Genomic DNA, 19,955 nt, shown 5'->3' with positions numbered 1-19,955 from the left:
CATGAAAGAATCACTTAAAACTTACGCAAATACTACAGCCATAAAAGCAAAGGGAACCAGTAAAAACTTTATTCTTTTTTTAAAAAAGTCTTTTGGAACCTGGTTAGGATAAGCGTGAGCAAGCAGTACCTCAGAAATAAAGATAAAAGCAGGCGTGCCAAAAAAAGCAGCAAACCGCAGAGCAATTAATAAATACTCTTCTGTTTGTGTTATAGAATGTTCATAATTATCCAAAGTTGTGTTCACGCTGTGAACCAGAACCACCGCTAAACAGGCCAGTGTTCTGATCCAGAATATTTCATTTATAACTGACCCATTTTTCAATCCCATGCAACCCCTTGTCTTCTCCTATACTTTTCTTTTTAGATCAATTAGTCTTTTTTTCAAAAAAAATAAACAAGCCGAGCCTGCTTATTACGACCTTACATCCGCCCTGGAATCAAGTGAATAGAATACAATATTTCCTTTCACTTTATTTCCTGTAAGTAAACTATAAACCTTAAGTATGAAGATCTTGTGAAGAGGAGTTTCTGGAAGATTTATTACCTAACAAAGAGCGGGATGTCCCAAAGTCTCTGGGACATCCCTAAAATACAATCATTTTTATATGGTTAGCAATTTACAATAGAAACGGGCCCAGCAGAACAACAATTAGAAAGATTGTTACAAATCGCAAGCCAATACCCAGCAATGCTGCACTCATTGCTTCCCTCTCATTAAGGTCAGAATTTGCAGCCCAAATGACAGGAATTTGGCCGAATACGGCAGACAATGGTAAGCCTGAGGAAGCCAGGATAAAAGATCCGATGACCAGTATTGGATCAAGAGAAGCCGCTACCTCTGTCAGTTCAGCCATTCCTAATGTTGGACTTGCAAGAATAGACAGTATCCCTGTTTCTGGATGAATGGATAAAGCAGATAAGAATATAGTTAATCCTGCCTCAATGCCTGACCAAATCCCAATGTAATTCAAAATGCCTATAAACATAAATACTACAGCTACGGCTGGATGATAAGCAAAAATAATAGTTCCGCCCCCTCTCTTGCCGCGTTGAAAAGTGTCGGCAATGCCTTGTTTTCGGGGTAAAAGAAGGCATATGAGAAAGCTCCACAGGTTTGGTGTCCCGGTATACGGTCTTTGATAAAAGAAAAGGCATGATAAGCACAGGTACCATCACTGCCAGAACCACTACAAGAAAAGCATTCACCCCGGCTGCTGTTAAAGCTACAATACCAAGCATGAATGTAGAAAAGGACTGTTGTGATTGAACCATCGTTGCCACAGCGATCTTTTGTTCAGCTTTTGTGGCGCCGGCTTTAACGAGGATAGGACCGGCGATTTTACCAGCAGCATTAATGTCTCCGAGAATATTATAAATACTGGGTACGACTACTGAAGAGTTCACTTTTGAAAATTTCATTAACGGCACAAAGATTCTCATTAATGCATCAGTAAATCCCAACCGTTCTAGTGTACGCCCGATAATTACACTAATAATTATGGCAACCCCGACCGTCCCGATTAAAAACGTGTCCACGACAACAGGAACTACACTATCAAGGATAGAATCAAACAGGCCGGCCAGCGTAGCTGGTGAAAATAAGAGAGTAAGCATGGAGGCGATTACTAAGGCTAAACCTGTGGCTTCAATGCCTGTCAGCTTTTTTCTCTCTATGGGAAAAGACAGGTTCTCAACTTCTTCTTCCAATGTTTTTTCTTCAAGCGCCTGTTGTTCTTCGGATCTGACCTTTGCATTTTCCATACTTATCCCTCCTATAAAATAACCTGTGTGGCTTTATTAACTAAATACTTTGATGCCATACTTTCACCGTAGTCCTTCATATACTGATTTCCCATCTCATGAAGAGAGGTGCTTGTGATTCTTTCTCTGAACACGACCACTTCTACTTTGGGAAGCAGGCTGTCCAGGGCATAAGCTAATGGCAGACCGTTTTCTAATATTTCCAAAGCATGACAGTTCCCAACTATGAAATTAAGACCCAGCTCCCTTGCCGTTTCTATTAACGGATGGCCCTCATACACTCTGCTGATGGAAGCAAGGACTGTGTCTGCTTCTGGGTGCTCCTTGACAGCCTGTCGCAGATGATCCGGAGAAAAGCCTGTATGAGGGAAAATATGAAGAATATGTTCCACTGGGCTCTCTTCTTCTCCGATTAGGATTCTCCCTCTGGTAACCAGAGTCGTTTCTATCGTTGAATCTGCTTGTTTAATCACTTTTTCTCTGTTTGTGACCTCTTCCTCTTCTTTGAAATCCATGAAGGTATCCAGTCTCGACAGCATATCTCCTAATGTATTTACTTTTGGATAGGCTTGTCCGACAAATAAAACATTTCCGTGGAGACCGCCAAAACAGATCTCAGACCTGTACACCTTATGACCATGGAGAAAAGGAATACCAGGGTGAAGACCATGAAAGGATTCATGAAGCTCAAACACTGAAAGACCGTAAAGATCTAAATAATTTTTTAATGGGACTCCCCCTGAATTTGCAGCTTCTGCAATAGGGTGGTGGGCCACAATTGCATCAACACCTGTCGCACCCGCCAGCTCTATAGACCCTTCCGTCAGTGTCATGGTTACAGCCAGTTTGTTAATTTCCTTTTCTGGATTGCCGTAAATTAACCCTGGAATTTCGATGACTTCCTTCCCTGGAATATTAGAACTTTTCATGATTACAAAGGGATGATCTCCCCCTGTAATATCGTGGAGGGACTTCACCACTCTTCCTCCGGTGAGTGTATCCAACGCCTGAATCACATCTTTATTTTTTGTCATAATTTTTCTCCTCCCCAAAATGTTAATATTTTTTGGTCCTGTACGGTTTTTCACTGCTTTTTGGAAATTAAGAATTTATCCCTTCCTTTCTCTTAAAGAATCCACGCCAAGGCTGCCAGAAAACTCTCTTGTTTTAGATAGGTGTTTTGTTTTGACACTCACAATGGAAAGCGGCTGGATCTTTTTTCCATATAAAAAGCCGCCAACATTAAACCCACAGTCTTGCTGTGTGCTTAATGTTGACGGCTTTCCTGCACTCCTTTGAGTTCATTTGACCAGTCAACAGTCTATGCATTTGTCTTATGCCTTCATAAATTGCTCTGTTAGATAATAACTTACTTCCCTTTCGAGAATGATAATGGTGCCTGAATATTCGGTAGCAGGATCATAATCTTTAAGTATCGCATTTATTTTCATATTATATTTTTCTTCAATCGTCTTCTTTAGCTGAACTTTAAAATTTTCAATGATGGATAGGTCTGTTAACCTTGTAACAAGACGATTAGACTCATCAAGACATTTAAGAGAAGGAATTCTCTTATGATTGGCGAGTATAATGACTTTGTCCCCAATAATTTCTACTTTCTGATGCTTAACGCCAATATCAAACAATTGACGGTTAATATCATTATAATCTTTTATTAATTCTTGTTTAAAATCTCCTAAATGATTCATAGATTTCCTCCCTCTTATCTACATTAGCCTCAGGAAGGTCATCACCCTTGCTTTACTTCTGCCTGGCAAGTATGATCCAGCTCGTTGAGAAAACAACAGCAAAGAAATACGTTGCTTTAAAAGTAAATTCTTTATTAAGACAAGCTTACTTTAAAACCAGCAGAAGGTCAATACAATTTGTTAAATATTCTGACAAATTATTATATTACCAGCCATTTCATGCATACTTTTGCCCTTTCTCTCCTTATAATGGTCTTGGGGAGAGTGACCGAACATGATACAACCCATGCTTTTACATAAAGCGATGAATAATGCACCATTTGATTCTACTGATTATCTGGCCGAACTTAAATTAGACGGCATTCGTATGATCATAACAAACATTGACCATAGAATTCGTCTCTATACACGAAATCAATTAGAAGTGACTGAGCAATTTCCAGAATTGCAGTCCCTTGTCCTCCCGCCCGGTACCACCATAGACGGTGAATTAATTGCGGCTGATGAGAAAGGACGACCGGATTATGACCGTCTCATGGAGAGGTTCCACTCCGGGATTTGCTTTCCTGTTACGTTTGCAGCCTTTGATGTGCTTCATTATAAAGGAAGAGACGTGACGAATTTAACTTTGATTGAAAGAAAAATGATTCTAATAGATGTTATTCCTCAGGACTCAACCTCTCTCACAAAAGTAAAGTACACAGCAGGGGATGGTCCTGCATTGTTTGAAGCAGTAAAAGAAAGAATGCTGGAAGGCATTGTCCTGAAAGAAAAATATTCCAAATATACCCTTGGTCACCGAAGCTGTTTTTGGTTAAAAGTCATTAACCTTGAACAGACTGATGTGTGGGTTAACGGCTATCAAAAAAATGGATTCGGACTACAACTTGCTCATGAGGATGGATCGCCAGCGGGAATAGTAGAGACAGGCATGAGTCCAAAGGAAAAAGCAGCCTTTTATTATGCGGCCAATCAAATTACGCAAAAAGAAACAGAAGACGTGGTCTATCTGGAACCTGGCATTATACAGTGCCGTGTACTTCATCGTCCGAAAACAAACAGCGGAAAATTAAGAGCCCCTTCCTTTTCCCATTTCCTGTTTCAAAAGGAAGAGATTTATTGATTCATAAATAAAAAGAAAGGCCAGGAGCACTCTGGCCTTTCTTTTATTCTTCTTCTAGTAATTCATCCAACTCTTCTTCTGATATTCCTTCTTGATCTTCTTCTTGATCTTCTTCCTCCGTATCTTCCTGACGCTCTTCCTGAAGTTCAAAAAAGGCGTCCATTGCTTCTCGAGCAATTCTGTTAGCAGTTCCTGGGCTTCCTCCATCCTCATCAGTGTATACATATGGGACAACAACGCTAACTGCCACTTCCGGCTCATCATATGGGGCATAGGCAACCAAAGCCTGGTTATTCCCGTCTACGGCATCACCCGTACTTTCTTCAATGATACGTACTTCCGCGGTTCCTGTTTTTCCAGCTGCTACATAGTCTGCATCTTCAAATTCGTCTCTGGCCGTTCCGTCCTCTCCATTCATAACACGCCAAAGTCCTTCTTGCACTCTATCTAAATGACTAGGGCTGACATCAATCTGGTTAAGAACATTAGGAGTGTGCTGCTGACGGACGGCTCCTAATTCATCAGTATCGCGACTCGGCTCCCTAATCTCATTTACAAGGTTAGGCTGAAGCCTGGACCTCCGTTGGCAATAGTTGAAATATATTGCGTCAGCTGAAGGGGCGTGTACGTGTCATACTGTCCGAAGCTTAAATACAGCAGGTTACCACCTGATTCGCTGTCCCCGGTAATTCCTGCAGATTCCGCTGGCAGGTCTATCCCGGTTTCCTCTCCCAGTCCAAACTGGCTGTAGTAATTTCTGAAGGTTTGGTAGGAACCTCCTATGTTATCCCAGCAGCACTCTTCCTCATAGTCATAGCCCGCCATTCTCATTGCAATCTCTGCCATGTAAATATTGGATGACCGCTCAAGAGCTGTCAGGTCATTGATGGCTCCCATGTCTGTGACAGAGCTCATATCAGGAGTACCCGGAAGAGAAATTTCCCGGTCTTCAAATATGGTATTTGGCTCGATAATTTCTTCTTCGAGTCCGATCATCACAGACGCTGCTTTTACAGTAGATCCCATTTCATAGCTGCTTGAAATTGCTCCTAAGTGATCGTCATAGCCCGCTACGGAAAGAAGTTCACCCGTATTGGGATCCATCATTACTACATACGCTTCCGCCTCATTGATAAAGCCTGATTCAGAGCCGCTGATTTCTTCTTCAATAATGTTTTCTACCTCTTGCTGCAGATCCATATCAACAGATAAGACAAGGTCTCTGCCACGCTGTCCTGCCTCTTCTTCTTGTGTGCCGTCCACATTCTCTTCTAACAGTCTTTTCTCCCCGCGCAGTTCTTCCTCATATTCAAGTTCGAGAAAGCTTCTGCCCACCTCATCTGACCGTTCATATCCCCTCGCTAAATAATCATCAAGACTTTCGCTTGGAATAGCACCTGTACGGCCTAAAAATCGAGAAAAGCTGTCTTCATACATATATTTTCTTTGAGAATCCCGAAGCAAGTCCACTCCTGGCAACTCATCAAGATGCTCACCAATAACATGGCAGATTCTTCATCAATGTCCTTCTTTATCCGGTGAGGCTCATCATAAAAACCTTGATTCATTTCTCTCCAGATGGCCGCAACTTGTGTCTCCTGTTCACTGAATCCTTCAACTTCCTCTTCAGGGATTCGATCCAGCAATACCTCATAGTATTCATCATCAGTAAGCTCTTGGATCTCTTCTTCACTTACAAGCTCCTGAGCCTCTTCTTCATTTGTCACAATCCAAAAATCCTGTAAATCTCTTTCTGTTATTTCTTCTTCCTCTAAGTCTATTTCAATGACCTCGTTCAATTGTCGAGCAATCTCAATTCTTTCTTCATCCGAGACACCTGATCTATTCGTATAAGTAAGAGAAAGCACCAATTCATTATCTACTACCTTGTTGCCATGCCTGTCATACATTAATCCTCGAGGAGAATCAATGCCGGTTGTCTCTCCTTCATCCTCCACTTCTCTCACATAGTCATCCCCTTCTACAATTTGCAGAAAGCCCAGACGAAGAATGAGAGCGGAGAAAAGTAAGAAGACAAAAACAAATAATAGATTTAAATAAAGCTTATTCTTTTGGTGTTTTTGCCTGGCCAATTTCCTGTCCTCCTAAGCTGTCTTAACATGCAAGCGCCATAATGTAAATCTCTCCGAATATTCTTTTACCCTGTTTTATTGCTCATTAGTACTTAAAATAAAAAACCTTTATCATGTTTTATCTATTAGAAAGGGTAGGTCTAACATAAGAACCAGTCAAGAAAAAAGGACTGTACTCTATGAAAATCGCTTAAAATCCCTATCAAAAGCTGAAGTTCATGTTTCAGGTGAGTCAAGCCGTATTAACTGAAACTTGACCAATTTCAAGCTTCCCTTAGACACTCACCTGCACTATAAACGAACAAAACTAAAATTTATTATATATTTGTTCGCTTTTAGACCTTGAACACCAATGATTTTAAAGGTATGATTTACATAGTCTTTTAATTTTCTTAACATTCAAGGAGGAAGCAGTATGTATGGGGCACCGCTAAAAAAACATGCCAAAAAGGTCATGGTTCTAGGTTCAGGGGAGCTTGGAAAAGAAGTTGTAATTGAAGCACAACGACTGGGAGCAGAAACCATTGCTGTTGATCATTACGCTGATGCGCCGGCTATGCAGGTTGCACATCATGCCTATACGGTTGATATGTTACATAAAGAAGATCTCCGCCACCTTATTGAGGAGGTTAAACCGGATTGTATTGTTCCTGAAGTTGAAGCGATTGCTACAGATACCCTTGTAGAACTTGAGAAGGAAGGGTATCATGTCGTACCTACAGCTAATGCTACGAAGCTTACAATGGACCGGGAAGGAATCAGACGGTTAGCCAGTGAAGAACTTGGAATTTTGACGGCAAAGTACAGCTTTGCGAACAACCTGGAAGAACTCAAAGAAGCCGTGAAAGACATTGGCACACCTTGTGTCATTAAGCCGGTTATGAGCTCCTCCGGGAAAGGACAAAGTGTCTGCAGAAGTATGGATGAAACCGAAGCTCCTGGAATGAAGCAATTGAAGGAGGAAGAGGACGTAATACCCGGGTCATTGTCGAGGAAATGATTCACTTTGACTCTGAAATCACTCTACTGACTGTACGGTCGGTATCAGGCACCTCCTATTGTTCACCAATCGGCCATATTCAACAGGACGGTGATTATATTGAATCCTGCAGCCTGCCTATTTGAGTGAAGCACAGTTAAAGGAAGCACAGGCCATGGCCAAAAAAGTAACTGATGCTCTGGGAGGTTACGGATTATTTGGCGTAGAGCTTTCATTACACGAGATAAAGTATATTTCAGTGAAGTCTCTCCCCGCCCCCATGACACAGGAATGGTGACTCTCGTTACTCAGGACTTATCAGAGTTCGCTTTGCATGTAAGAGCAATTCTTGGATTCCCTGTTCCATCGATTTCAACCTTAACTGCTGGCACCACTTATGCGTTAAAGGCTGATCATCAGTCAGAAGATTATCAGGTTGAAGGATTGGAGGAAGCTTTATCTGTCCCTCACACCCAAGTAAGACTGTTCGGCAAACCAATGACAAAGCCAGGCAGACGAATGGGTGTCATATTAAGTACTGGCGAAACAGTCGATCAGGCGAGAGACAGATCGAACCAAGCAGCCAGGAAAATTAACATAACAAAATAAATTGTTTAAAAAGAACCTGGAATAACGGAGTCTTTCTAAGGACATAGCTCCGTTTTTCAGGATTCTTTTTTTATGAACAGGCAAAACTGCTCTTACACTTCCCCTTTGATTCTCACCAATCTCTTTCATATCTTTTGACTGATAAAAATACAATGAATAAGAAACGCTTTCTCCCATTTCCCCCTAAAACTAGTAAACTTTTTTTTATTGTCCATTCAAATAGTTCTCCTGCATAATATAAGTAGTCGGATTGTTTTTACTTTTCTCACATATTCATTAGGAAAACCTTTATAAAGGGGATGAAAAGATGTTTATACATAAAGATATTTCAGTCATTGGGGTGCCAATGGACCTGGGACAAAGACGCCGGGGAGTGGATATGGGTCCAAGTGCCATGAGATACGCAGGCTTACTAGAGCAAATTACAAGTCTCGGATATAACGTGAAGGACTGTGGAGATATTCGAATCGACCGTCCAGAAAAGGAGAAAGATCCTGAAAAGAATCTGAGAAACTTAAAAGAAGTGTTTGCAGCCAGTGAAAAGCTTGAAAAAGAAGTAGATCTTATTGTGCAGGAAGGAAAATTCCCTCTTATTCTAGGAGGCGACCATAGTATAAGCATTGGTTCCATTGCAGGGATTAGCAGGCATTATGAGAACCTTGGTCTGATCTGGTATGATGCCCACGCTGATTTAAATACAGGTGAGACCTCTCCATCAGGAAACATTCACGGGATGCCCCTTGCAGTCAATCTGGGCCTTGGCGATTCCTCTTTACGTAACATCGGGGATTACTCGCCAAAAGTAAAAGCAGAAAACATCGTGATTATAGGGGCAAGGTCAATCGATGAGGGGGAGAAACTATTAATCAAAGAAAAAGGTATTAAAGTATTTACAATGCACGAAGTGGACAGACTTGGGATGCCCAAAGTTATCGAGGAAACCATTCACTATTTATCCCAAAGAACAGACGGTGTTCACCTAAGCCTTGACCTGGATGCCTTGATCCATTGGATGCTCCCGGTGTTGGTACACCGGTCATGGGAGGGCTGACCTACCGGGAAAGTCATCTGGCTCTTGAAATGCTTTCCGAGGCAAAAATCATCACTTCAGCAGAGTTTGTAGAGGTTAACCCTATTCTTGATGATAAAAACAGGACAGCTGATGTAGCGTCTGAACTCGTTGCTTCCCTGCTGGGAAAAAAGCTGGTTCTCACGTGATATAGCGATTATAAAAAGAAAAAGCAGCCTGCTGCTCCTGCGATAAGGAGGAATCTATGTGACCACCTCAAAGAGAATCATCGAAACAACAGAAAAAATTGGCGCCAAAAACTACCACCCCCTTCCTATTGTCATAGCCGAAGGGAAGGGTGCCTGGGTGAAAGACCCGGAAGGAAACCGGTATCTTGATATGCTAAGTGCTTATTCAGCCGTTAATCAGGGTCACTGTCATCCAAAAATTATCAACGCTCTCAAAACCCAGGCCGATAAGATTACCTTAACCTCTCGTGCTTTCCATAACGACCAGCTCGCTCCTTTCTACGAAAAGGTTGCAGAGCTGACCGGCAAAAATATGGTTCTTCCTATGAACACGGGTGCAGAGGCTGTAGAAACGGCGGTTAAAGCCGCACGTCGCTGCCTATGAGGTGAAAGGTGTACCTGATAACCAGGCAGAAATCATTGTGGCGGAGGAGAACTTTCACGGGAGGACAATGACTGCTGTGTCCCTCTCCTCCAATGAAGAATATAAACGAAATTTTGGGCCTATGCTGCCAGGTATTAAGGTGGTTCCATTTGGAGACCTTACGGCTTTGCAAGAAGCTGTCACTGCAAACACGGCCGCTTTTTTGATCGAACCTATACAAGGAGAAGCAGGCATCCAGATCCCTTCTGAAGGATATTTGTCAAAGGCCCTTGAATTTTGCAAGAAGCAAAACGTACTTTTTATTGCCGATGAAATTCAGTCTGGTCTCGGCCGTTCCGGTAAACGATTTGCCTGTGATTGGGAAAACGTAACACCCGATATGTACATCTTAGGAAAAGCGCTAGGTGGCGGTGTGTTTCCAATTTCGGTGGTTGCAGCTGACAGAGACATTTTAGGCGTCTTTGAACCCGGCTCCCACGGTTCTACATTTGGAGGCAACCCTCTTGCCTGCGCTGTGTCCATAGCAGCCTTAGAAGTAATTGAAGAGGAAAACCTCATTCAGCGCTCTTTTGAGCTTGGTGAATATGTAAAAGAGAAGCTAAGAAAAATTTCTAACCCGAAAATTAAGGAAATAAGGGGGAGGGGCCTGTTTATCGGCCTTGAATTGACAGAGCCTGCAAGAAAATATTGCGAGGAATTGAAAGACGAAGGGCTCCTTTGTAAAGAAACTCACGAAAAAGTGATTCGTTTTGCTCCCCCTCTTACCATTGAAAAAAAGGATCTGGACTGGGCGATTGAAAAGATTTATAAGGTTCTTGATAAAAAATAAAACACAACAAAGAGACAAAAAGGCTGCTAGAGTATGACTTTATAGCAGCCTTTTGGTTTACATAATTTTGGTTGCACAAGTGGTGCAGAAGCCTTCGTGATCCCTTTTACTACAGGATCCTTTGAAACGTCTTGTTACTCCGTCCCACCAAGTGTATCCTATAGATTAATGCCCGCCGTGGCCATGCAGTCCTTCGATTTCCAGTTTTTCATCAATAATACCCTGCGTCTGAAAGGATATATCTTCAAAAGTCCCTAGCACATAACCGTGGTTATAAGGCCCTTCCATAGGATCGTTTTCAAACACAGGCTTTAAGAGAGAAAAATACTCATACATCTCCTCACCTAATTCCCCTTCTTCGAGCCAAATCAGAGGAGTATGTTTCCCCAGGTGGGCAAATGCCGCTCCAGGTATTGCAAGCTCTGGTGTGTTTGTTGAAACAAAGGTAAGCCCGTGTCCTGGTTCATCAATCCCCCAGCCGAATTCATTCTCTTCATCTCTAAACTGAGCAAATTCTACAGATAGCTCTGCGGGAGACTCCCCTTCCATTCTTTCTACGTTTCCATATTCACCAAGCTGGTCAGCAACCTCTTCAGAGATAATGGTTTCAGAGCCTAATACATATATGTTAGCTTCCCCTTCTCTTTTTTCCAACGCTTCTATGGTTTCTGACGGAATCTCATTCTCAGCTACATACAACAGGCCTTCTTCCATATGGGCAATCCAGTGTCCAGCAATAGAAGTAAGGGTCTGGTGCTCATTTTCCAATGACCCAATAATAATGTTTTCTGTTATGTTCCCTGTCACTTCTGCATATGCTTCATCTATTTTCGCTGCAAAAGCTGCGGGAGTTTCCGCTGTGATATGTTCAGTTTCATATCCATTAAGCTGATCTAGAACATTTTCATCCACGTCTCCCATGACAATTACTTCCGTCCCATCCTCATTTCCTTTTAGCTGAAGTCGTTCTATCTCAGCCAACACACTGTCCGAAATGCTGTCTGAACCAGTAAATAAAGCAGGCCCGTCATTAGGGTGATGAACTAGATTTAATCCCGCTAAGGCAACTTGCCAATGATCTTCTGGAACCATTATTACTGTTCCAGGCTGGTTTTCTTCATGAGTAGATGGCCAAATTGTCTGTGAAACCGCAATAGATAAATCCTCTAATTCATTTTCTTCTATTCTTGTTATATTTTTTGTCTGACTTACAAGCAAACCATCCTCGGCTCTTTCGTTAAATGTACCAGTCTCTTCCCCTGCCTCTGCTTTAATTTCCTCTGCCGTGCTTTCACTGTGGTGCTCTCCATGTCCTTCACCATGGTCCTCATGACTGCCGTGACCATCTCCCATATGATCTTCATGGAGTTCTTCCATTTCTTCCATATGGTCTTCATGACCACCAGAAGTTTCGTTACCAGTTTGTGGTTCTTCTTCGCTATTACATCCACTCAGTAGCAAAACACCTGATAGCGCACTTATGTAAAGCAGCCTTTTTTTCATTTTTCCAACTCTCCTTTTTTCAGCTTTGTTACTTCTTCCTACAACCCTGGTCTTGAGCAGGAATGCGAGAATTGCCATTCCCGCTCCTATCTGCATTTTAGAATGACTGCATTTGTATCATCATAAGATTAAATTATGGTTTTAGTATGAAGAAGAACAAGCTTTGGAGAAGTGAAGGTAAATCAAAAGAGACAGTTCTCATTTTGAGAAACTGCCCCTGTCAGGATGTCTATTTTATTTATCCTGAGTAGTCCCCTCTATGACAAGGGCTTCCCAGGTTTCACCTCCATCCTGTGTTTGGTAGATGGATTCATTTGACGTTGCTATTGAGATTTCTTCCGGGTTTTCTGGATGCACATCAATAAATGTAACAAAATCGTCGTCGTTCAGTCTAAAGTCCATACTTTCCCACGTGTGACCAAAATCCTTACTCTTCATTAAGCCCAAGCCATTACCCGGCATGTAGGCATACACTTGCTCGGAATTATGGCGGTCGTTGACCGCACCGGAAAACGTCTTATGCTGGTGAAGTTTTTTCCACGATTTCCCCCCATCAATAGACTTATAAATCCCTTTCTTTGTCCCAGCTAAAAGATGTTCTGGCTGAAGATAGTGAGAAACAAGAGCGTTTACCTCGTGCAGATCTTCAGGGAAACCCTCTGTTTGAATGGCCTCCCAGCTCTCTCCACTGTTATCTGTTCTAAAAAATTCTGAGTTTGCCGCATCAATTCCATACATGCGGTGATTTAAACTGTTCGCTTCTAAAAGATGAAAGTCTGCTTCTCCATGAAGAGCTACAGGCTCCCAGGTTTGCCCGCCATCGTTGCTTTTAATGATCCCAAGAGGGTCTTGTAAAGGTGAAGAAGGGGCAGGATGGCCGCTTGAAATCATCGTTTCTTTATTAATAATGGAAAACCCCATGAAATCATGGCGCTCTTGTTCTTCTCCTATCCACGTCCATTCACGTTCACCAGACATATGAAGAAGACCATGATGTGTACTGATATAAAGATCACCCGGCTGACTCAAGCTGTATGATAACCCATGGATATGTGTCAAAGACTCACCTTTTGTTTCCTCTGCTGACCCACATGCTGGTAAAGCTAATAACAAGATTACTACGATAGGTAAGCTAAAGTTCTTCATTGCTTCCTCCAAAATTCTACCCTTTTTTTGGTAACGTAATTGTAAATGTTGTTCCTTTTCCTTTTGTGCTGCTTAGCAAAATTTCCCCACCGTGCAGATCAACAAGTTTCTTTACTATGGCAAGCCCAAGGCCGCTTCCACCATTTTCTGAAGACCTGGATTTATCCACTCGGTAAAAACGATCCCAAACATAAGGAAGATCTTCTTCAGGTATGCCTTTCCCTGTATCACTTATAACGAGTGATACCCCTTTGTCTTTCTCAAAAAGTAAAAAAGAAATCTTCCCGCCGGCTTCTGTATATCTAAGACTGTTTTCCAGCAAGTTAACAACGATCTGGTGGAACTTTTTTGGGTCAATAGAAACCTTTATGTTTTGATGGTCTGCCTTCAATGAACACGTGATATCCTTTTCATTGAAGGTCCTCTTATATTGAATCAATAGTTCACTGAGCCAAGGTTTTATCTCGGTCATCTCTTTTTCAATCTCAACCTTTCCTTCTTCCAGGCGCGATAACTGAAAAAGGTCCTGAACCAGGCCTTCCAGCCGGTTAGACTGCTGAGAAATGACTTCGAGGTACTCTCTCCATTCCTCTGAAATCCCCGTCTCATCTTTCATAATAGATGAATAGGCTTTAATATACGTGATAGGCGTTCGCAAATCGTGAGAAATATGTGACAAAAACTCCCGTCTGCTCTGGCTGTAGCGCTGAAGCTGATCAGCCATGCTCTGAATATCATTTTCCAGATCTTTTACTTCTCCCTCACCTTTTGTATCCAAAATCACATTATATTTTCCAGAAGCAATTTGATGTGTCATTTCTCCCATTTCCACCAGTGGCTGAGTCAAACGCTTGGATAGGAACAAAAAAGCGAGAAAACCAAGAATAAACACAAAGAAGCACATAACAAGTAAGAGAATCAACAAATTTACTCTTGGCTCATTAAACTCCCCTGTGTCTTGGTCAATGAACATATAGCCAAGAACCCCTTCATCATCCGTGACAGGGTACATAGACCAAATATGGGCAATATGTGCCTGCCCCTCCATTTCTACGAGACCTGTCCTTCCTTCGAAGGTTCCCGCCTCCATTTCCAGCACATGTTCAGTTACCCATCGGCTGTACTCTTCTCTCAGCTGAGGGGTAATGTTATCTGTCTGAGCCACAGGCTCGAGCTGTTCATCATACAAAATAAAATTAACCTTTTCCTGATTTTCCATTTCTACTATGTGGTGAACCGTGGTTTCACTTGGATGATCCAAAAATACATTGCTGTGCGCTGAAAGCCTGTTCTCCACCTCTTGTATGACGTGATTTTTATAAAAGGATTCTGATATGTAATAAAAAGGAACAGCCATAGCTATGATGGTTACAAGGAGCACACTCATAAAAATAAAAACAATCTTATAGGAAAGCTTCATTTTGTTCGATCCTCTTCAGCTACCTGGTATCCAACGCCCCACACTGTTTTTATGACCGGTGTGGAGCAGCCGGCTTTTTTAAGCTTTTCTCGAATATTTTTAACATGTGTATCAATATTTCTAGGCTCACCTTCATAAAAATCCTGCCACTCCAGCTCTACCAGCTGCTCTCTCGTATACACCCTTCCCGGATGCATTGCCATTCTTTTGAGGATGCTGAACTCTTTTGAAGTAAAAGAGATAATTTCATTTTTATAGGCCACCCTCATTTTTTCCACGTTAATAGCCAACCCATGTATGGTAAAAACACCGTTTTCTTGAAGTCTTTTTCCCGTTCGTCTGATTACAGAAGAGACACGGGCCAGAAGCTCCTTTGGCTCAAAGGGTTTCACAATGTAATCGTCAGCACCAAGATTAAGACCTTTAACGACGTCATCAGTCTCTCCTAAGGCTGAAATGAGTATAATAGGAATGTCTTTCTTTCTTCTTTCTTTTATATATGTAATTACCTCAAGGCCGCTCATTCCCGGCATCATAATATCAAGAAGGAGTAAATCATAATGGTTTGCGTCAATCTTTTCCAAAGCCTTCTCTCCAGATTCCACGCTGTCTGCCTTGAAGGAGGTTGACTGTGACATACAAACGTGAAGAAGCTTTCTCATCTCGCTTTCGTCATCTACAATTAATATTTTGTCCTTCATTTCATTTTCTCCTCTATGTTAGGTCTCTCGGTTATGTATAGTATAAAGCCCAGTTATGAAGAAAATATGTATTTGTCATTTTTAGAAGCGTGATATTTTTGTAGAAATAATGAAAGCTCACTCGTTACGAGTGAGCTCCTATCAGGATTCCTTACGAAAATATCAAGACACCTGCCACAATAATAATAACTGCGGGCATAATAGCTAAATAAATGAGTGACATATTAAACATGCTTTCATGGTGATCGTATTTTTCCTCTTTTTTTCTTGTCAGCCCTAAGGTCACAACAAGGGCGGCAATACAGACTAGTAAGGGAAAGATGATTTGGATAAGCTGCATACTATACTCCTTTTCATACTTATTGATCCTAAACAGTCCTGTTCATGCAGCTGCAAATGTTTCTTACATATTCTGCAAGGGTCGCTTTTATTGTAGTAAATTAAAATGAAGACATCAAGATGGAATAAAAAAATCCGGCTCATCAAAGGAGCCGGACGGACTGCTGTACGAAAGTTTTTTAGTAAAACCACTGAGAAATAGCGTACATTAGCGGTATGCCGACAATTAAATTAAAGGGGAAGGTTATTCCGAGAGCCAGCCCTAAATAAATAGATGGGTTAGCCTTCGGCACAGACGCCCGAAGAGCCGCCGGTGCTGCGATATAGGAAGCAGAAGCGGCTAACACTCCCATCAGGTTGCTCCTCCTTGAGACAGACCAACCACGTATCCTGTAACAATACCTAGAACACCGTATACTACAGGAATAACGATTCCCAGTGAGATAAGCTTAATGCCGTGTTCTTTGATGACACTTAATCGCTTTCCGGCAATGAGCCCCATGTTAAGCAAGAAAAGAATCAGTATGCTGTAGTACATATCCATAAATAACGGTTGGACAATCGGGATAGCCTCTTCTCCAGTTACGAGCCCGACCAGCAGGCTTCCTAAAAGAAGCAAAACACTTTTTCCAAAGAAGCTTTCCCGCAAAATACTTTTATCAATGAGAGGAATTGGCGACTGAGCTACAATTCCAACACCTTGTACAGGCATATCCTGCTGTTTCTTTTTACTCTGAGCCATCCCGAATAGGATAAGAGCGACTAATATCGCGGGAATTTCCATGACAACAACCATAGCACTCATAAAGCTTTCGTAGCTGACACCGAAATCTCCTAAGAAAGCAATCGCCGCACCGTAGGTTACAATACTGACAGAGCCGTAAGTGGCTGCAAGACCAATCGCATTATGAAGATCCATTTTAAAGAAAACTTTTAGAATCACAAGGGTTAACACAGGAGTTAAAATCCCTAGAAAAAGGTTCCTGCAAGCGGGGTGATGACTGTTTGAAAGGAGTAATTAGAAAGCTCAATTCCTCCCTTAATCCCAATGGCAATTAATAGATAAATACTTAGTGCTTCACTTAACCCGCTGGGAAACGAAAGATCAGACTTGAATAAGGAAGCCACAATGCCCAGGATAAAAAATAAGATAATTGGCGAAAGCAGGTTTTGTAAGATAATTTCCATCGGTTTCTTCACCCTTTCCATGTATTACATTTTTTTATTCGTTAATTTTTAGCCGCATTGTTTTCGATTCAAAGCGGTGTGTCTCGAGCAGTGTGGTGCAGATAAAGGCAATAAAAAACCGACACCATGTAAAAAGGGTGCATGGGTGGCTGCCCACTTCCTTTTTAGATGAATGTCGGTTTATCATTCACTCGCATTCTCCGCGTTTAAATGATCTCCCATTTTATGAAGGGACCTTCGCTTGAAGATCTGAATGTAGCATAAAGATAATGACACGCTCCCCTTGAGGAATGCTGATGTCAGTATGAAAGCTTTTCACGTTTTCACCCGTTATATCATAGATGATTTGTTTCAGTTGAGCGTTGCCCGTTTCAATCAAGTCAGCTCTGATCTTCTTAATCGAAAGCATGCCCTGTCTGTCTTTGGCAAGCTCTTGTTCCGCAGGCGTTAAAATCCCGTTAACAACTACGATAATCATATTTCGTACAATATCCGTTTTTACTTTTACTGATCCCCGTCCTAGGTATCTTTTCCCACTGGGTAAAAGCCTTACTAATTTCGGATTCCAGCATACCTTTTTTACGAAGCTGCTGAGAAGTCATTGCTTCCTCCACTCGTGTAATATAGCTTAGATAACAAATTTTCAGTATGCCATAAATACTTTTATAACAGACTGCTCATTTGCCCCTTAGCAAGATGGAGCCCCTTTAACATCAGAGGTTAAAAGAATTATATTATTAATTATATGTATCTGTCAATTTAAATTTTATACCTTTTTAAAAAAGGGCTGTTCCGCACACTTCACTTTTACCAAAAGATGGAAGTGCAGGCCCCCGTTTACATATGTCCATTGGTCCGTCCCCGGTCCTATCGTTATTACCGCTCCTCTTATGTGTTATGCCTCTTACGGACGTATCACCTTCTAATGTACTGTATAATAATAAACCCGGTCCTATCGTTATTACCGCTCCTCATAGGCGTTATGCCTCTTACGAGCGTATCACCTTCTAATGTGCTGTATAAATAATAACCCAGGTCCTCCCTGCCGGTCAGTACTTCTTCAAGCACTTGCACAGTCCCAAAATCAGTGAGCTGGTGAGCTTCAACCCTAATATGCCCGGCCATTCGTGCGTTGATAAAGTTTAAAAAAGGTTTCAGAGGGACAGTAAAGAAGTCAAGTTGGAAAAGATGTTATTCCAGATGATAAAGCGTTCCTTTCGTCGCTCCGCTATGGGAGAGGTTTGCATTAGCTAACAGGCTTTTCATTACTGTCTGGGAAGAAACTAACAAAAATTCCCGAGCCTTTTTATTAGTAATCGTGGAATTTATCAACAGACTGTAATCGTGTAATGTCTCTTTGTAACAGTCCTTGGAGGTATGCAAACATTGAAAGCACATCCACTTTCCTCTTGCTCTTGTCATTGGAACATAGTTGCACTGTGGGCAGCACACTCCTTTAAGGACCTCTTTGTCTGTGATTTCATAACGTTTTAGCACATTTACATGTAAGGGACAATGGTGATCAATGAGGAGGGAAGAAAGTTTGAGAAAGCGTTTAGAATGTATTACTTTAGTGGGGAATGTTTTCTCTAGTTTCGTAATTTCTTGAGGAAGTTTGGGAGCGAGAATCACTTTATTGTAAATATACTGATTACCGGGGGCAGTTTTCAGAAGGGTTCGCGGGGAGCCAATAACAACCAGTTCACTTACCGGCATATTCACATAGTTATTGTTCTTCAGCCATTTTTTTAATTGAAGACTTTGGCGTTCGACCTGAATTAGCGGGTCGGGAAATGCTTCTTCCTTTCCATCCCTGGTACGTATAAGTTGGTTAAATGCTGAATCAAAAAAGAGGGTACCGGTAATGTTTTTCACTTCTAAAATAAGGATAAATCGAGGAGACACTATTAACGTATCTATTTGAAAATGGTGGGAGCCGTCAAAAAGCCTAAGGTCATGAAAAATATGGTACTCTTTTTCCGGTAAAAAACTTAAAGGATAGTCAATATTTTTTTCACCTTGGTATCCTGCCCTTCTTTTTGCCAGGTCTTCGGATATTGCTTCTCTTTTTGGGTGATTTTCAGGCAGCCGTCTTAGAAGAGCTTCTAATTGCTGTAAGTAACGGGGGATCAAACGGGGTTTTACGATCATTTCTTGCCTCCTTGCCGAGTGGTGTTCACTTGTTTCTACCTATACGGTGAGATTTCCTGCAGTAGATTTGTGAATCTGGGTAAAATTTAATTTTTTGGGTCACTTTTTTGGTTATTTAGGTCATGTTTCAAGATATTTAGGTCATGTTTCAAGATATTTAGGTCAAAATTAAGAATAATTGGGTCAAAATTAAGAATAATTGGGTCAAAATTAAGAATAATTGGGCCAAACGACAACTTTCGTCAATTTTCGCCCTCCCCCCTTCCGGTTCCGGCTCTCTGTAAATTCGCCCGCCCCGAGCAGGTAAAGACTCAGAAAAAGGACGACAAAATAAAAAAACCACCCTACATTATGTATGGTGGAGACGGTGGGAGTCGAACCCACGTCCAGAGATATCGGCACTTCAGCTTCTACGAGCGTAGTTACTGTATTATCATTCGCCCGCACTTCAGCCCAGTAACCGGCTTCCGTGAGGCTAGTCTGATTAGTCTCTTCTGCTGACCTCAGACGGTGGCCAGACAGCGTATCCCGCTAATGAGTGAGACCCTCTAAGCATTCCACACGGGAGATGGAATGGAGGATCCGCATGAAGCTACTTACGCAGCTACTGCGAGGTTTTGTTCTGATTTGCCAGTTATTATTGGCGTGGCAGTTTAACGAGGTTGCCGACTCGGCTCGCTACTCAAGCTCGACCTATCCCTGTCGAATCCGTATCGTCCCATATTTAGAAAGGATGTCTGTACTTAAACAAGACCATCAC

15 protein-coding genes, 1 other RNA gene and 6 pseudogenes are annotated in these 19,955 nt (G+C 41.8%); 4 read left to right on the top strand and 18 right to left on the bottom strand.

Annotated elements, in window-relative coordinates; genetic code table 11:
- Positions 1-24: 24 nt before the first annotated feature.
- From JCM19033_RS14865 to JCM19033_RS14850, 5 genes and pseudogenes are all read right to left on the bottom strand, one after another.
- A pseudogene (locus JCM19033_RS14865) lies at positions 25-330 on the bottom strand (acyltransferase family protein); the annotation flags it as partial.
- Positions 331-619: 289 nt separating this feature from the next.
- Positions 620-973 carry a hypothetical protein gene (locus tag JCM19033_RS26070; protein ID WP_269758250.1) on the bottom strand — a complete coding sequence of 118 codons (354 nt, stop codon included), beginning with the start codon at positions 971-973 and terminating at the stop codon, positions 620-622.
- A complete protein-coding gene (locus JCM19033_RS14860; RefSeq protein WP_269758249.1) occupies positions 942-1,763 on the bottom strand; it encodes a hypothetical protein in 822 nt (273 codons plus the stop codon). Before JCM19033_RS14860 ends, JCM19033_RS26070 begins: the two co-directional genes overlap by 32 nt.
- A gap of 11 nt (positions 1,764-1,774) precedes the next feature.
- Complete coding sequence (locus tag JCM19033_RS14855) at positions 1,775-2,797, bottom strand: Nif3-like dinuclear metal center hexameric protein (protein WP_054636855.1); 1,023 nt, start codon at positions 2,795-2,797, stop codon at positions 1,775-1,777.
- 300 nt (positions 2,798-3,097) lie between these two features.
- The gene (locus tag JCM19033_RS14850) at positions 3,098-3,472 is read right to left on the bottom strand and encodes a Na-translocating system protein MpsC family protein (RefSeq protein ID WP_054636854.1); all 375 of its coding nucleotides are present in this window, start codon (positions 3,470-3,472) and stop codon (positions 3,098-3,100) included.
- Positions 3,473-3,746: 274 nt separating this feature from the next.
- Here JCM19033_RS14850 and JCM19033_RS14840 point away from each other — a divergent pair, with 274 nt between their 5' ends.
- Complete coding sequence (locus JCM19033_RS14840) at positions 3,747-4,595, top strand: hypothetical protein (protein WP_054636852.1); 849 nt, start codon at positions 3,747-3,749, stop codon at positions 4,593-4,595.
- Positions 4,596-4,638: 43 nt separating this feature from the next.
- Here JCM19033_RS14840 and JCM19033_RS26065 read toward each other — a convergent pair whose 3' ends face one another.
- From JCM19033_RS26065 to JCM19033_RS26055, 3 genes are read right to left on the bottom strand one after another with little or no spacing between them, the layout of a single operon-like run.
- Positions 4,639-5,142 (bottom strand): penicillin-binding transpeptidase domain-containing protein, encoded by a 504-nt coding sequence (locus JCM19033_RS26065; RefSeq protein WP_269758256.1) that lies wholly within the window; start codon positions 5,140-5,142, stop codon positions 4,639-4,641.
- 5 nt (positions 5,143-5,147) lie between these two features.
- Positions 5,148-6,065 carry a penicillin-binding transpeptidase domain-containing protein gene (locus JCM19033_RS26060; RefSeq protein WP_269758248.1) on the bottom strand — a complete coding sequence of 306 codons (918 nt, stop codon included), beginning with the start codon at positions 6,063-6,065 and terminating at the stop codon, positions 5,148-5,150.
- The gene (locus tag JCM19033_RS26055; RefSeq protein ID WP_269758247.1) at positions 6,002-6,688 is read right to left on the bottom strand and encodes a hypothetical protein; all 687 of its coding nucleotides are present in this window, start codon (positions 6,686-6,688) and stop codon (positions 6,002-6,004) included. Before JCM19033_RS26055 ends, JCM19033_RS26060 begins: the two co-directional genes overlap by 64 nt.
- 415 nt (positions 6,689-7,103) lie before the next feature.
- Here JCM19033_RS26055 and purT point away from each other — a divergent pair.
- The 3 pseudogenes from purT to JCM19033_RS14820 all read left to right on the top strand — a co-directional run bounded on the left by purT (position 7,104) and on the right by JCM19033_RS14820 (position 10,747).
- Positions 7,104-8,276, top strand: a pseudogene (gene purT, locus JCM19033_RS14830) (formate-dependent phosphoribosylglycinamide formyltransferase).
- Between the two features lie 307 nt (positions 8,277-8,583).
- Positions 8,584-9,494: pseudogene (gene rocF, locus JCM19033_RS14825) on the top strand (arginase).
- A gap of 52 nt (positions 9,495-9,546) precedes the next feature.
- A pseudogene (locus JCM19033_RS14820) lies at positions 9,547-10,747 on the top strand (ornithine--oxo-acid transaminase).
- 165 nt (positions 10,748-10,912) lie between these two features.
- Here JCM19033_RS14820 and JCM19033_RS14815 read toward each other — a convergent pair.
- The 10 genes and pseudogenes from JCM19033_RS14815 to ssrA all read right to left on the bottom strand — a co-directional run bounded on the left by JCM19033_RS14815 (position 10,913) and on the right by ssrA (position 19,916).
- Complete coding sequence (locus JCM19033_RS14815; RefSeq protein ID WP_083465482.1) at positions 10,913-12,250, bottom strand: hypothetical protein; 1,338 nt, start codon at positions 12,248-12,250, stop codon at positions 10,913-10,915.
- 234 nt (positions 12,251-12,484) lie between these two features.
- A complete protein-coding gene (locus JCM19033_RS14810) occupies positions 12,485-13,396 on the bottom strand; it encodes a F510_1955 family glycosylhydrolase (protein ID WP_054636851.1) in 912 nt (303 codons plus the stop codon).
- A gap of 16 nt (positions 13,397-13,412) precedes the next feature.
- Complete coding sequence (locus JCM19033_RS14805; protein WP_054636850.1) at positions 13,413-14,816, bottom strand: HAMP domain-containing sensor histidine kinase; 1,404 nt, start codon at positions 14,814-14,816, stop codon at positions 13,413-13,415.
- Positions 14,813-15,517, bottom strand: coding sequence for a response regulator transcription factor (locus JCM19033_RS14800; RefSeq protein ID WP_054636849.1), 705 nt, complete (start codon positions 15,515-15,517; stop codon positions 14,813-14,815). Before JCM19033_RS14800 ends, JCM19033_RS14805 begins: the two co-directional genes overlap by 4 nt.
- A 151-nt stretch (positions 15,518-15,668) precedes the next feature.
- Positions 15,669-15,857 carry a hypothetical protein gene (locus JCM19033_RS14795; RefSeq protein WP_054636848.1) on the bottom strand — a complete coding sequence of 63 codons (189 nt, stop codon included), beginning with the start codon at positions 15,855-15,857 and terminating at the stop codon, positions 15,669-15,671.
- Positions 15,858-16,035: 178 nt separating this feature from the next.
- Positions 16,036-17,044: pseudogene (locus tag JCM19033_RS14790) on the bottom strand (sodium-dependent bicarbonate transport family permease).
- Between the two features lie 223 nt (positions 17,045-17,267).
- Positions 17,268-17,646 (bottom strand): annotated as a pseudogene (locus JCM19033_RS14785) (DUF2294 domain-containing protein).
- 313 nt (positions 17,647-17,959) lie between these two features.
- Positions 17,960-18,169, bottom strand: coding sequence for a hypothetical protein (locus JCM19033_RS24340; RefSeq protein WP_198153529.1), 210 nt, complete (start codon positions 18,167-18,169; stop codon positions 17,960-17,962).
- Between the two features lie 66 nt (positions 18,170-18,235).
- Entirely contained in the window at positions 18,236-19,195 is a 960-nt protein-coding gene (locus JCM19033_RS14780; RefSeq protein WP_054636847.1) for a nuclease-related domain-containing protein, read from the bottom strand.
- Positions 19,196-19,551: 356 nt separating this feature from the next.
- Positions 19,552-19,916, bottom strand: a transfer-messenger RNA (tmRNA) gene (ssrA, locus tag JCM19033_RS22440).
- Between the last annotated feature and the right edge of the window lie 39 nt (positions 19,917-19,955).

It is taken from the genome of Thalassobacillus sp. C254, from assembly GCF_001310615.1.
This window is presented reverse-complemented; position numbering and strand designations above follow the sequence as displayed.